Below are 13336 nucleotides of genomic sequence, written 5' to 3'. Positions count from 1 at the left end.
CTCGTGGTCGCGGCGATGACGTCGGACCGCCCGTCGGGTACGGCGTCGAGAGCTCGCATCCGCTCCGCGATGGTGTCGCTGCCCGCCCTGGCCGCATCGACGAGTTCGTCGAGTTGCAGATGCAGGTCGCGGAAGTTGGTCCCCACCACGTTCCAGTGGGCCTGCTTGCCTTGCAGGTGCAGTTCGATGAGATCGACGAGCACGCGCTGCAAGGCGGCGGCCAGCCGGGGGGACCCGGTGAAACTCCGGACATCGTCGGCGAGGCGGCGATTGCTCCGCTGCTCGGCCTGAGGTGCTGCGGTCATGGTGGTACTCCTTCCGAGTTCTATGCCGGGTACAACGTCTGTTTTTATTGGAACGATTCCAGATTAGCGTGTCGGGTGGATCACTGCGCTGGACAGCGTCCCTGGGCGACCGCTCGGTGCCTCGGCAGCTGGTGGGACGTCACGCGTGAGGGAGAAGCGGCGGTCCCACTCGTGGAGCGCGTGCGTGGCCTTATGGCCGACGTGGTGTCACGGACATGAGCGCCCGTCCCGGCGGTGCCGCGTGGGGCCGCCGGATTCGCGCAGGTGTAGCCCATTGCGGTGCGGCGGGTTTCTTCGAGGGCGGCGTAGGTCCGTAGCGGGGCCGCCGGTCGGGCGAAGATGGGTAGGCGGTCAGCGGCCTGTTCGGTCCGGCCCTACACTCGACGCACACGCACGCTCTCGACGGAGGTGATCGGCGGTTGAACCCCATGGATCCGCGCGACCAGCACACCGCACGCTATGAAGCCGGTTATCAGCCGGGAAGTTACCGTGATCCCGGGTACAGCCAAGATCGCGGATACGGCCAGGATCGTGGATACGGCCAAGACCACAGCTACAGCCAAGATCCGAGCTACAGCCAAGATCCGGGGTACGGCCACGCGGCGGGGCACGGTCGGGATCGCGGCGCCTATCCGCAGCCCGACTATCCGGACCGGCAGTCGCGGCAGCAGGGGCCGGACGTCAATATCGGCATGTTCGCCGGTGGCGTGATCGCGACGGCGGTGGTGACCGCGCTGGCGGCCTGGCTGTGCGCCTGGATCATCGAAATCATCGCCACCCGTGTCACCGAGAGCGGCAGCTTCGGGGTGTGGAACCCGATGGCGCAGGACGCGTATTGGTTCGCGGTGGTGGCCTTCATCTGCGCGCTGCTGGCTGGGGTGCTCTGGTACCTGCTGCGCCTGGGCACGCCGTCACCGGAACTGTTCTTCAGCTGGATCGTGGGCATCCTCACCGCGGCGGCGGTGATCATTCCGCTGGCGCTGTCCAGTCACCTCTGGGTGGGCATCTCCACCGGGATCGAACATCTGGTCATCGGGCTGCCGATCTTGAGCCTGATTCGCATGGTGGGCGCCAAGAGCATCGTGCACGAGTGAAGACGGGCGGGTCGCCAGCGGTCAGGGCGCCCGCGGAGTCGGCGACCCTGGTCCGCCACGAGCGTCCTGCGGTCTGACCGCGAGTTGCCTCGGTCCGGGGACGCGGAACCGGCGCAAATCCGGCAACGGCTCGGTCGGCGGCGTGCGCGCTAATAAGATCATCCGGGTGGACCCGCCATCGGCGCCGCGGGAGTTCTCCGCATACGGGCCATCACACTGGGTCGTGCTGGTCGTGTTCGCGGCCGGTGCGGCGTTGGTCGTGTGGGTAGGCCGTAGGCACCGTAGTCCGGAGGGTGAACGCCGTTTCGGCCGTGTCGCCGGTGGCGCGACGCTGTTGTTGTACCTGGTGATCTACTTCGTCGCGATGGTCCCGCCGACTCTGAGCCGTTCGGTTCCGCTGCGATTGACCGATCTCGCGAGCCTGGTTGCCGCATACGCCCTGTGGTCGCACCGGCGCTGGGCGCATGCGCTGACCTACTACTGGTGTCTCACCCTGAGCACCCAGGCGCTCGTGTCCCCTGCACTCGACGGCCCGGACTTCCCGGATCCCGAATTCCTGGCCTTCTGGGCGATTCACCTGGTCGTGGTCTGGGCGGCCATCTACCTGACCTGGGGCATCGGCATGCGCCCGGACTGGCGAAGCTACTGGTTCGCCGTAACGGTCACCGTGGTGTGGGTCGCCGTCACATTCGTCTTCAACTCGATCGCCGGAACCAACTACGGATTCGTCAACGGAAAACCGGCGACCCCGTCACTGCTGGATGTGCTCGGCCCCTGGCCCTGGTACCTGGTCACCGTGGCCGCGTTGCTGCTTGCCGTGTGGGCGGCGATGACCTGGCCGTGGACTCGTACCAGGAGGAATCCTGCCGCGCGATAGCGCGGCCACGTGCTTCGATGTTCGCGGTGGTTCAGGTGACCGTCGCGGGATCGGACACCGAGGGCTGCCGGAAGCGTTGCGCGTGCTCGGCGACCCATTGCGCGAATGTGCGTGCCGGGTGGCCCGTTATCCGCTCGACGGTGTCGACGACGGTGGTGGCGGCGGCGTTGGGCGCGGCATACCAGCCGATGACGTATTCGGCGTCTGCTCGGGACACGCCGGTTGCCAGGAGTCTGTCGACGGCCTGCTCATGGGTGATCGGGACGAAGGCTATGTCGCGACCGACAGCGCGAGACAGGATCGCGATTCGTTCCCGGGGCGTGAGCGATTGCGGGCCGGTGAGGTTGTAGGCGCGTCCCGCGTGCCCGTCGTGCAGCAGGGCGACGGCTGCCACGGCTCCTATGTCGGCCTCGTGCACCAGCGCGCTGGGGAAGTCGTAGGGTTCGCGCACGACGCCCTCGGCCCGGATCGATTCGATCCAGGTCAGCGTGTTGGACATGAATTCTTGCGGTTCCAGACGCGTCCACTCCACACCTGAATCGGCCACGGCCTGCTCGACCGGCCCGACCTCACCGCCCCACACCACGGTGATCCGCCGCACGCCCGCTGCGACCGCCCGCCGCACCAGGTCGGGACCAGCCTCGGCGAGCCCCGCCGTCACGGTGATATGCAATCGGCTGACGCCTTCGAAAGCCGCGTCCAGCGTCTCGGGCGCGGTATGCGTGCCCGCCGCCAACTCCACAACCGGTGGCAGGATCCTCGCGGCAGCGGCGGGATTCCGGGTGAGCGCCCGAACGCGCTCTCCCTGGCACACCAGTTCTGTCACCACGTGACGCCCGGTGTTTCCGGTGGCGCCGGTAACCAATGTCGTCATCAACGAACTCCTCTCGTCGCTGACGACGCTAGAAGCTCAACTTTGGTCGAGGTCAAGGCCGGGAGACCTACCAGTCCTTCGAGAATGGGGAGTCCCAGGGCTTTCGGCCTGCGCCGGCAGTCCGGTTCGGCGATACGGCGGCCGGTATCAGCCGGCGAACGGGGGCAGTGCCGCGAAATCCGGGGCGAGCCGGGCGTTGGGGACGGTGTGCGCGATCCAGCGCCGGGCACGGCTGAGCGGATGATCGGGAAATTCCGCGTCCCAGCGGATGTCGTCGGCCGCGTTGTACGGCAGCCGCCCCCGCACCTGGGGTGCGTAGGGATGCGGCGGGTACATGTGGTCGAAACCGATCTTGGCGGCGAGCAACGCCTCGCGCACACCGGTGGTGCCGGTCTCGGGGCAAAGAACCTGCAGGACGGCGCTGCTGCGAGCCTTCGGGACGATCACGGACGCGGCGAAGACCAAACCCTGGGGCTGGTTCGGCAAGGGCAGCTTCTCCATTCGCAACAGCGCGGGCTGCGCGTCCAGCCACACCACGAAAGCCTCGATCAGACAGCCGTTGTCGGCACTTCGCTCGGCAAGGCGACGGCGCAGGGTGGTCAGATCCTCCAGCGGCGCGGGCAGATCCGGGACGATGTCGAAGTACGACACGTTCACCATGTCACCGGTCCGGGGATCTCGCCAGGTCGCGTTGTCGACCTGCTGCATTTCCCCGGTGTCGAACGAAATAGGCACGGCGTCAGACTATCTCGCAGCCGCGTCACGCCACCCTCGTGGTCGCCCGCCGCTCGGTTGTCGCGGGGCGGCGCTGCGCGGGATGCGCGGCGGGCGGGTGCCGCAGGTAAGGGACGGCGCTATTCGGCCGGCTTCGGCCTGCGGTGGTCACTGGGCCGGGTGCCGCGTAGCCGCTTGAACGCCACGCTCAGCGCGAAGGCGTTGGCGTAACCGACCTTCCTCGCGATCGTGTCCACGGTGTAGTCGGTCCGCCGCAGCAGGTCGGCGGCAAGGTCGATCCGCCAGCTCGTGAGGTAGGACATCGGTGGTTCACCGACCAGCGCGGTGAACCGCCGGGCGAGTGCGGCTCGGGACACCCCGACCTTCGACGCCAGGGCCGCCACTGTCCACGGGTGGGCGGGTGCGTCGTGCAGTAGCCGCAGCGCCGCGCCAACGATCGGATCGTCCAGTGCGCGACACCAGGCCGGGGCATCGGCGTCGGGGTCGTCGAACCAACTGCGCAGCGCGGAGACCAGCATCAGGTCCAGCAGCCGGTCGAGGACCATCTGCTGTCCCGGCCGGTCTCTGGCGACCTCCTCGGCCACTGTCTGCGCCGACGGGTAGGAGCCCTCATCGGCCGGTACCACCAGCACGGGGGGCAATGTGCGCAGCAGCCGTTCGCTGAGCTCTCCTCGGCGCTCGAAAGCGCCACTGACCAGCACGGCCGCTTCCTCGGACGGCGTTCCGCAGGTGCGAGCGGGCCAGGAAGCTCGTTCGACGCCCTCGGCGCCGGGGCAGTAGTCGGCGCTGGTCACCACCAGCGATGGCGTGGTGGCCGGGTCGTCGGCCACCGTGTAGGGCACGTCGCCGCGGACGACGGCGATGTCGCCGACGCCGATGGGCACCGGCCCGTGCTGGTCGGGAACGATCCAGGCCCGGCCGCGCAGCATCGTTGCCAGCGTCAGCGGGGCGCCGCCGGCCATGCGCAGGGCCCAAGGCGGGCGCATGATCGTCTGCCGGAAGACGGCTCCGCGCGCCCGTACTTCAGCCAGCAGTTCCGATACGGCGTCCACGGTTCCAAGGTAGACGCCTAGACATCAGACCGAGCTTCCTAGCCATGGAACGTCTCGGTGTCAGCAGGTTGACTGAGGGCATGTCCGAACATCCGATTCTTGTCACCGGGGCCACCGGCAAGTCCGGCCGCCGAGTCGTCGGCCGGTTGCGTGCCAAGGGGCTGCCGGTTCGCGCGGCGGCCCGCAACGGCGAGCACGTCTTCGACTGGACCGACCGCGCCACCTGGGATGCCGCGCTCGAGGGCGTGCGGTCCGCCTACATCGTGCAGTTGGACGGCACGAAACTGGTTCGCCCGTTCGTCGAGCAGGCGGTGCGGCACGGGGTGCGCCGGATCGTGCTGGCCTCGGGGCGCGGGATCGATGATCCGGCCTATGTGCGCGACAGCGGCGGTGTCCTGGAGGGCGTCCTCGACAGCGAGGCCGCCGTGCGGGAGAGCGGTCTGGAGTGGACGATCAGCAGGCCGGGCTGGTTCGCGCAGAATTTCAGCGAGGGTTTCTTCGCCGACGCCGTTCGCGCCGGTGAGCTGCGGCTGCCCGCCGGCACCGGGGCTGCCAGCTTCATCGACGCCGAGGACATCGCCGCGGTTGTGGTCGCCGCGCTGACCGAGGACGGGCACGCGGGCCGGATCTACGAGTTGTCCGGACCCAGGGCGGTGACGCTCGCCGAGGCGGTCGCCACGATCTCCGAGGCCACCGGCCGCGAAATCCGCTACGTGCCGATCTCCGTCGAGGATTACGTCGCGGAACTGGTGCGGCAGGGATTGCCGCCCGCGGACGCCGAAGCCTTCGCGGACGTCGTCGCGCCACTGCGAGAGGGAAGGGACGAACACGTCTCCGACGGCGTCCAGCGTGCTCTCGGTCGCCCACCGCGAACCTTCGCCGAATTCGCCCACTCCACCGCCGCCGCAGGCGGCTGGCTGTCCTGACTCCCTCCCCCGGGGAACCGGGTGGTGGGCGGGGCTCAGGCCAGGGCGACCAATTCGTGCAGTGTCGAGCCGGTACGCTGCTCGACGCCGGTCGCGGTGTGGACGGTCAATTCGAACGACGACTCGAACCGGAAGTAGCCGGGATGTCCGACCAGCCGGTGCACCAAAGGTTTGATCAGCCGTGATCTGGCGACGGGGATGTCATCGATCATGTCGTGGGCTTGGATGACCTTGTCGACGACCAACCGCAGGTCCACGCTCCCCGGTACCCGCAGCTCGATCCATTCCGGATAGGTTCGGCCGGCGACGGCGTCGAAGCGCGCCGGACCCTCGGTGAGAATCGTTTCGCCGGTGGACAACACGATGTCGGCGTCGTGGGCGAGCATCAGCGGATTGATCTCGTGTCCACCCTGACGCCGCTGGGTCAGGACCGAGGCGTACAGCAGCGAATAGTCCTCGACGTAGACGCGCCCCCAGTGCCAGCGGTCGATGATCTTCTTCATGTCGCCGACGCCCCAGTTGTGGTCGTGGTACCCGCGCCCGGTGACCTCGTGCCGGGTGCCGTCGAGTTCGATGGCGCCTGTCACCCGGGCACGGGGCGCTCCCACCGTCCACCCGAACGAATCCCGGGATCCGAAACGGGTTTCTCCCTTGCCCGGCATCCAGCTGGGTGTTTCGTTGTGGAATCGCAGATCGAAAACTATTCCGTCCTCGGCCATGTGCAGATGGTGAATCGGCAGCCCATCCGCCGGGTGCTCGGTGTGGGCGTGGTTCATGCCGATCCGCACGTCACAGGTTTCGGCCGAGAACACCGCCGCGGCCCGCGGATACCGTTTCGACACCTGCCTGCGGGTGCCGTCCGGCGCGTACACCATCATCTCCACCCAGGGTCTGGCGTTGGGGAGGTCCTCGGGTCGTCGCTTGGTCAGAAACCCGATCACCACATGCCCGGTGTCGAGGTGAGCGTCGAAGTACCAGTGCTCGAAGGCCCGTTTGCTCGGCGACGGATGCAGGCCGTTGTGCCGGGGCTCGACCGGAGTCAGCACCCCGTCCCGGCGTCCGGGCCCGTTCCACACTTCGACGATCTCTGCGGTACTCATGCGTGCTTTCGGTGTCGGTGGACCCGGCGGCGCTCGGTGGCGGCGAATCGGGTGGGCGCGGCGCGGACGCGCGAACGCGACTGTGGTGCGAAGGTCATCGACGCAGCGCCCCGCTGGCGTCGAAAGCCGCTTCGCGGCCTTGCATCTGAGCGCGATACCAGTTCTCGCGATGCCACAGCATGAGCTTTTCGTGCGCTCGGGCGACGGGAGGGAAGGCTCTGCGCAGCAGTTCCATCACCGTGATCAGCGGAAAGCGCAGGATGGGGATGGCAACCCAGGGGAATGCCGGGGGCATGTGGTAGCGACGCCTCGTCCAGGGAGCCATATACATCGCGGAGTACACGGAGTTGATGCGGAAGTTGTAGGTCTCACGCAACCTCGTGAGGCCGCGGTGGCCGTCACGGGGCGCGAATGCCACCGGATACGACTCGATCAACTCCGCACCGTGCTGTCCGGCGTCGTAGGAGCGAGACGCGATGGTCATGGCCAGAACCCGCAGCGCGTCGAGGACCGTCTCCGGATACCAGCGCACCCGCACCCCGAGTAGGTAACCCATGTACTTCTGGAAGTGCAGCAGCGCACGTATTTCCGAAGGAGTCGTCTGGTAGCCGAGCGCCCACAAGCCGAGCCCGGGGGTCACGCTGCCTGCGAGCAGGGTCAGCATCTGATAGGTCTGACTGATCGGCAGACCCCATCGCTCGATGTCCCATTCCGGATGCCCGGCGACTTTCGCCCGGATCGAGACGTGCATGACGCGCACCTTCAGTGCCGTGGCACGTCCCGCCGAACCGGGAGTCAGCAGTGCGCGGGGCTGGGAGACATCGATCCAGAAGCGGGTGGTCTCCAGGAAGCGGCGCAGCGCGCTGTCCCCGGCGTATCCGCCGGCCAGCGACAACGGCGTAGCGACAGCGGCCTCGGTGTACATCTCGAGTGTTTCCGCGCCCGCGAAACTGAACAGCATCGTTCCCCACCGCCGCCAGATCGCCGCGCCCCGCTCGACCAGTTCCGGCGCCACCCAGTCGGGCACCGTCTCGAACTCCTCGAACAGCGCGCGCATCGACTCGGGCGCGTCCGGCACGGCGTCGATGCCCTCGGCCAGCGCGGTTTCCAGCATTCGGCGCCCGGCTCGCGGACCGGTCGCGCCGTGCATCACCTCCGCGACGAACCGTTCCGCGACCGGATCGCCCGTGAAAAGGTCCTCGCACAGTGCGGCAGCCTGCGCGTCGGTGGGGAACAGCTCCGTTCCGGTGACCTTCGCGAAGAGACGCTCCAAGCGCTGAACCTTGGGCGTGCGGCGCGCTTCCCAATATCGGAACGCGGTCGGGCACTTCACCGTCGGCTCATCGATGAGATCGCCCGCGGGCGGGACTTCCACTGACATGAACGACTTCTCCTTCTGTCGATGCCGGGTCGATCGACCCGGACTGCTCGGCCCAGCTCCCATGCCCGAGAAGACGTCGGCGTCCGACCTGCTTTGTCACGTCCGAACCCTCCGGGGACGCCTCTTTGCTGACCATACCATCGGGTATAGTTCTCGGTACCTTTTTGAATGGAAGAGAGGTCCTTCGAGTGGACGTAGCAGGGGCGTCGGTCGCCGCGCCGAAGCTGGTCCGTACCGGGTTCACCTACCATCGAGACGTGCATTCCACCGACGCGCGGCCGGGCCGATGACAGCAGACCGGTCGTCGGCCGCCGACGACGTCCAGGTCCCCGACCTCAGCGCCTCGGGTTCCTCGCCGCGGCGTTCTCGGAAGGCGGCGGCACAGCAACGCGGCCGCGGCCGTACTCCGCGGCTGTCCTACGAGGCATGGGTCGACGGGGCTCTGGCACTGCTCGCCCGCGAGGGAGTCTCGGCCGTCAAGATTCCCCGGCTGTGCCAGGAACTCGGCGTCACCAAGGGCAGTTTCTACTGGCACTTCGATGACATCGAACAACTCATGGGGGCGATGGCCGATCGGTGGAGCGCGCTACAGGGTGAGGTCATCCGAGCGCTCGGGGAGATCGAGTCCGTCCCCGTCGAGCAGCGCATCGCCAATATGGCCGCCAACCTCATCGAGCGCACCTGGGCCACCGAAGCCACCGTCCGCGAGTGGGCGCGAAGTGACGAGAAGGTGGCCGCTACCGTGCGCGCCTTGGATCGGCAGATCTTCGAAACGGTCCAGAAAGCGTTGCTGGAACTGGGCTTCGCTCCGGAGGATGCCCGCCTGCGCGCCGGTGCGATGGTGTACCTGGGTATCGGATTCATTCACGGTCGCGGCAGTCTGCCCGCGCCGACCGCCGAGGAAGCCCGGGCGATCCTCGGTCTGCTGACCATTCCGTCCCCGAAACGACCTCGGGTCTGATCGCGGCGATCCCGCACCGGCGGATCAACGACTGCTTCCGCCCGCTTTATCGCATGGGGCGAAGGTTTTCCGGCATGATGTTGCGATGTCCGACGAAGAGTCGAAGCAGAAGCCCTGGCATCGGTGGATCACCCGGCTCCTGGGTCGTTCCGGAGAGCGCGGTGTGGTGAACCGGGGGAAGCCGGAGATCGAGGTCCCCGCAGGTCCACCGCCGAGTGAATTGGCGATTGTGGAGATCTGGGACGGTGACGGTCCGCGGGCCGAACGGGGTGATTTCGTCGAAGTCCACTACGTGGGCGTCACGTTCTCCACCGGAACGCAATTCGATTCGAGCTGGGAGCGCGCCAAACCGTTCGCATTCACTCTGGGCGCCGGGCAGGTCATCGAGGGCTGGGACGAGGGTGTGCGAGGCATGCGAGTGGGCGGGCGCAGGCAGCTGATCATCCCGCCCCACCTCGCATACGGCGACCGAGGCGCCGGGGGCACCGTCGCGCCGGGGGAGACGCTCGTCTTCGTGATCGACTTGATCGCGACCTGAACCTGTCCGCCGGCCTCGGCAGAGGCGGCGCTCATGCCGTTCGAATGTCGTTTCCGCATTCAATGTTTCGATTGCCGGGCGGTCTACCGTACTCCGAATTGACGATGCGGTGCACACGAACTTTTGGCAGAGCGATCGATCCATGCGTAAAACGGACAAAAACGGATCGCGATATCCATTGTCCGCGTATGGCTTCGAAGTCCTTAATGGTTACAGCCGGGCTACCAGCAGGTCGAGCACCCCCCGGTGCAGGTAATCAGTAATCAAGGAGGCAATGCCATGCCTACTATCAGTTCTGTATCGCCGACCACGGGTCCGACTTCAGGGGGCAACAGCGTGGTCATTACCGGCACCGGATTCACCGGTCCGACCACAGTGCGATTCGGGGGTACCGCAACGACTTTCACACTGGACTCCGCTACCCAGATCACGGCCATCGCCCCGCCCGGGGCCGGCACGGTGAACATCACCGTCTCGAACGCGGGCGGGACGAGTAATGGGTTTCCCTACACCTATGTCGTGGCGCCCCCGGCGATCGCGTCGATCATTCCGAGTTTCGGTCCGGCGACCGGTGGAAATCTGGTCACGCTGATCGGCACCGGTTTCAGCGGAGTCACCGCGGTGAACTTCGGCGCCACCCCGGCCACATTCTTCGTCGGGGTGTCCAGCACGTTGATCATCGCGATCGCCCCGCCGGGAACGGGCACCGTGCCGGTCACGGTGACCACTCCGGTCGGTACGAGCCCGGGAGTTCCGTACACGTACGTGTCGGTCCCGACGCTGGTTTCGGTCACCCCGAGCACCGGCCCGGTGACCGGCGGCACCGTGGTCACGATCACCGGCAGCGGCTTCACCGGCGCTACCGGTGTGTTCTTCGGTTTCCTTCCGGCGGTTTCGTTCACGGTGAATTCGGATACGCAGATCACCGCGGTGACCCCGCTGGGATTCGGTCCGGCGCCGATCACGGTCACCGCTCCGGGTGGCATCGCCAGCGGGCTCTTCTTCACCTACGCCTGATGGTGTCACCCGCACGAGCCACCGCCTGAGAAATCGTACTGCGCAAGGCGGTGGTGGTATTCGTGATCCCGAAGGGGCCGTCTCGGTTACGCGGGCGGCCTCTTCGGCCTGCCTAGCGATCCACAGGAGATCGTGCAACCTTTCTGCTACATGCCCAGCATTCGACACGAATCTGCTTCTCGATGACTAATCGAGCGCGAAACGCACCTGGCCGTTTCTCCGCTGGGGCCAGTAATTCGAGAACCAGCCGATTCAGGGCTCGACGCTGACCCGCCAGCTCGTCACCGAAGACGAACCGTGACCCACTGCTCCGGCCGTTGGATGGCGGAAGACCGAGCGGGCACGTGGCTGTCGCACTCACGTCGCCGCGCGCTCCGGACGGATTGCCTTCCAGCAGCGGGGTTATGCTGCCCTCGGGCCGGGTGGGCGCGGTTGGGAAGGGGTCACGGGGTGCTGAGGGAGCAGGAGTCGTTCGCCGGCTATCTGATCGAGGGTGTGCTCGGGCAAGGGGGTATGGGGACCGTCTATCTGGCCAGGCATCCGCGCCTGCCGCGACTGGTCGCGCTCAAGCTGCTCAACCGTGCGGTGTCCGAGGACGAGGAGTTGCGGCGGCGGTTCGAGCTCGAGGCCAACGTCGTCGCGCGCTTGGAGCATCCGGGCATCGTCGGCGTCTACGATCGCGGCACGCAGGACGGGCACCTGTGGATCTCGATGCAGTACATTCGCGGGACAGATGCGGCCCGGCTCGATCCGCGCACCACCCGCCCCGAACATGTCCTGCGCATCGTCACGGATACCGCGCACGCGCTCGACTACGCCCACAGCCGAGGTGTGCTGCATCGGGACATCAAACCGGCGAATATCTTGATCGCCGAGCCGGAGGCGGGCCGGGAAGCGCGCGCCGTGCTGACCGATTTCGGTATCGCGCGGCTGCTCGACGCGGACACCAAGCTGACCGCGACCGGGACGTTCACCGCGACGCTCGCCTACGCCGCACCGGAGCAGCTCTCCGGTGAGCCGGTCGATCACCGCGCCGATCAGTATTCATTGGGCTGCACCCTTTTCACGCTCCTGGCGGGACAACCGCCGTTCCCCTCGACCAACCCCGGTCAGATCGTCGCGGGACACCTCGCCAAACCGGTGCCACGGCTGAGCGATACTCGTCCGGAATTGCCTCGGCCGCTCGACGACGTGATCGCACGGGCGATGGCCAAGCACCGGGACGAACGATTCGCCAGCTGCGGCGACTTCGCGGCAGCCGCCACCGCCGCCCTGCGGGGCGAGGCTCCCTTCGTGCGATCGGCACCGACCGGAACGGTCGGGCAGCAGCGGCCCGGCCATGCGGTTGCGGCGGTGGATCCGTGGCCTCGTTCGGCGCCGACGTGGCTGAACCGGCCTCCCGACCCGGTCCGGCACGCCATGCCCGCACCGGCTGCGCAGCCTGCGACTCCAGTGGACGATCCGCGGCGGCCGTCGGGCGCCGTGGCCAGAACGGCCGCCGTCGTCTCGTTCGCCTTCGGCTTGCTGTCGGCCGTGATCGTGATCCAGGGTGTGCGCGAGCTGGCGGCGCGGCGCGGCACCGGCCGACCGATGCGGGATCTCCTGCTGGATATTCTCGTCCCGATGTCGATCAGTTCGGCGGCGTCACTGCTGCTGGTCGGCGGCGCCGTCGCGCTCTTCGCGCGCAAGCGCGCCGGTCGTGTCGCGGTGGCTCTGGGCACCGGGATCATCACGCTGCTCGCGTTGATCGCCATCGGAGCCAGCCTGGGCGGAGACAGCCGCCGGGATACGGTGTTCTTCGGCACGATACTGCTTTTCGCCTTCACTGGGCTGTCGTGCGCTCTGGCCCCTGCGACCGGCCGCTGGCTCGCAAGGCGATCACCCTAGTAGCCGGCGCTCGAGTTGGCCGAGGACCGCAAGGTTGCGGTCCGCGTCCAAAGCCAGGGCGGCCGCCCACACGTGTGCCGAGATGACTCCGTTCTCCACGCGGTCGATCCAGTCGCGGATGGTGCCGGGCCGCGCCAGTGTGTCGCCGTCGAAGGTCATCGGCTCGAGCTCGGCCAAGTGCACGTAGCGCAACTGCGTGAATTCTCTTCCGCGGGCGTCGAAGATGCTCGCGGCCCAGACTTCTTCGGCGGTGGATGGTCCGGGCGGTGCGGACGGGTGCCGCGTAGCCGCCTCGTCCGCGTCGCCCTCGATCGCGTGGGCGACTGCGTCCGCGGCCGCGCGATGCGCGACTCCGAATCCCCAGAGCCGCCCGTTCATTCCGGCCATCATGCGCGCGGCGATGTCCAGGATCGGAGAGCCTGCGGTAGTGATGTTGTCGCCGGGCGAGAACTCCGCGAAGCCTGCCGCACTCCCGGCGTCGTTCTCGCCGATGCCCGTGAAACCCCAGATGTGCACGAGATCCGGGTGGGTGGCCGGGGCGCTGCTGCGGCGCGCGATCATGGCGGGGAGCAGGGCTTCGATGGTGGGC

The 13336-nt window shown here is 67.5% G+C and carries 14 protein-coding genes; 7 read left to right on the top strand and 7 right to left on the bottom strand.

Going from position 1 to position 13336, the window contains the following annotated elements; genetic code table 11:
• Nucleotides 1–305: Dps family protein (locus HOV91_RS36000; RefSeq protein ID WP_281371088.1), on the bottom strand; the 305-nt coding region annotated here is incomplete at its 3' end.
• A 428-nt stretch (nt 306–733) separates the two neighbouring features.
• Between HOV91_RS36000 and HOV91_RS35995 the strand changes: the two genes are divergently transcribed.
• Together HOV91_RS35995 and HOV91_RS35990 are read left to right on the top strand one after the other, a co-directional pair.
• Complete coding sequence (locus HOV91_RS35995) at nt 734–1399, top strand: hypothetical protein (protein ID WP_438822722.1); 666 nt, start codon at nt 734–736, stop codon at nt 1397–1399.
• A 166-nt stretch (nt 1400–1565) separates the two neighbouring features.
• Complete coding sequence (locus tag HOV91_RS35990; RefSeq protein WP_174189676.1) at nt 1566–2276, top strand: YwaF family protein; 711 nt, start codon at nt 1566–1568, stop codon at nt 2274–2276.
• Between the two features lie 31 nt (nt 2277–2307).
• Here the strand turns inward: HOV91_RS35990 and HOV91_RS35985 are convergent, their stop codons facing one another.
• The 3 genes from HOV91_RS35985 to HOV91_RS40970 form a co-directional block, all read right to left on the bottom strand.
• Nucleotides 2308–3150 carry an NmrA family NAD(P)-binding protein gene (locus HOV91_RS35985; protein ID WP_174189675.1) on the bottom strand — a complete coding sequence of 281 codons (843 nt, stop codon included), beginning with the start codon at nt 3148–3150 and terminating at the stop codon, nt 2308–2310.
• A 147-nt stretch (nt 3151–3297) separates the two neighbouring features.
• On the bottom strand, nt 3298–3885 hold the full coding sequence (locus tag HOV91_RS35980; RefSeq protein ID WP_312884909.1) for a hypothetical protein: 588 nt from the start codon (nt 3883–3885) through the stop codon (nt 3298–3300).
• A gap of 119 nt (nt 3886–4004) precedes the next feature.
• Entirely contained in the window at nt 4005–4937 is a 933-nt protein-coding gene (locus HOV91_RS40970) for an AraC family transcriptional regulator (protein WP_174189674.1), read from the bottom strand.
• A gap of 80 nt (nt 4938–5017) precedes the next feature.
• Between HOV91_RS40970 and HOV91_RS35970 the strand changes: the two genes are divergently transcribed.
• Nucleotides 5018–5863 carry an SDR family oxidoreductase gene (locus HOV91_RS35970; RefSeq protein ID WP_174189673.1) on the top strand — a complete coding sequence of 282 codons (846 nt, stop codon included), beginning with the start codon at nt 5018–5020 and terminating at the stop codon, nt 5861–5863.
• 35 nt (nt 5864–5898) lie between these two features.
• Here the strand turns inward: HOV91_RS35970 and HOV91_RS35965 are convergent, their stop codons facing one another.
• Both HOV91_RS35965 and HOV91_RS35960 read right to left on the bottom strand, forming a co-directional pair.
• Nucleotides 5899–6963: a lipocalin-like domain-containing protein gene (locus tag HOV91_RS35965; protein WP_174189672.1), complete on the bottom strand. Its 1065-nt coding sequence runs from the start codon at nt 6961–6963 to the stop codon at nt 5899–5901.
• 94 nt (nt 6964–7057) lie between these two features.
• Complete coding sequence (locus HOV91_RS35960; RefSeq protein ID WP_174189671.1) at nt 7058–8344, bottom strand: oxygenase MpaB family protein; 1287 nt, start codon at nt 8342–8344, stop codon at nt 7058–7060.
• A 286-nt stretch (nt 8345–8630) separates the two neighbouring features.
• Here HOV91_RS35960 and HOV91_RS35955 point away from each other — a divergent pair, with 286 nt between their 5' ends.
• From HOV91_RS35955 to HOV91_RS35940, 4 genes are all read left to right on the top strand, one after another.
• Nucleotides 8631–9305 carry a TetR/AcrR family transcriptional regulator gene (locus HOV91_RS35955; RefSeq protein ID WP_246351432.1) on the top strand — a complete coding sequence of 225 codons (675 nt, stop codon included), beginning with the start codon at nt 8631–8633 and terminating at the stop codon, nt 9303–9305.
• 166 nt (nt 9306–9471) lie between these two features.
• The gene (locus HOV91_RS35950) at nt 9472–9843 is read left to right on the top strand and encodes an FKBP-type peptidyl-prolyl cis-trans isomerase (protein WP_174189678.1); all 372 of its coding nucleotides are present in this window, start codon (nt 9472–9474) and stop codon (nt 9841–9843) included.
• 279 nt (nt 9844–10122) lie between these two features.
• Nucleotides 10123–10860: an IPT/TIG domain-containing protein gene (locus tag HOV91_RS35945; RefSeq protein WP_174189670.1), complete on the top strand. Its 738-nt coding sequence runs from the start codon at nt 10123–10125 to the stop codon at nt 10858–10860.
• Nucleotides 10861–11310: 450 nt separating this feature from the next.
• Nucleotides 11311–12747 (top strand): serine/threonine-protein kinase, encoded by a 1437-nt coding sequence (locus HOV91_RS35940; RefSeq protein ID WP_174189669.1) that lies wholly within the window; start codon nt 11311–11313, stop codon nt 12745–12747.
• Here the strand turns inward: HOV91_RS35940 and HOV91_RS35935 are convergent.
• Nucleotides 12739–13336, bottom strand: a 598-nt coding sequence (locus HOV91_RS35935; RefSeq protein WP_174189668.1) for a hypothetical protein, incomplete at its 5' end; no start/stop codon positions are given. The two genes, HOV91_RS35940 and HOV91_RS35935, sit on opposite strands and share 9 nt — an antisense overlap.

It is taken from the genome of Nocardia barduliensis (assembly GCF_013315795.1).
GTDB classification, from domain to species: domain Bacteria; phylum Actinomycetota; class Actinomycetes; order Mycobacteriales; family Mycobacteriaceae; genus Nocardia; species Nocardia barduliensis.
Note: the sequence above shows the minus strand (reverse complement) of the source record. Positions and strands in the feature narration are given on the sequence as shown.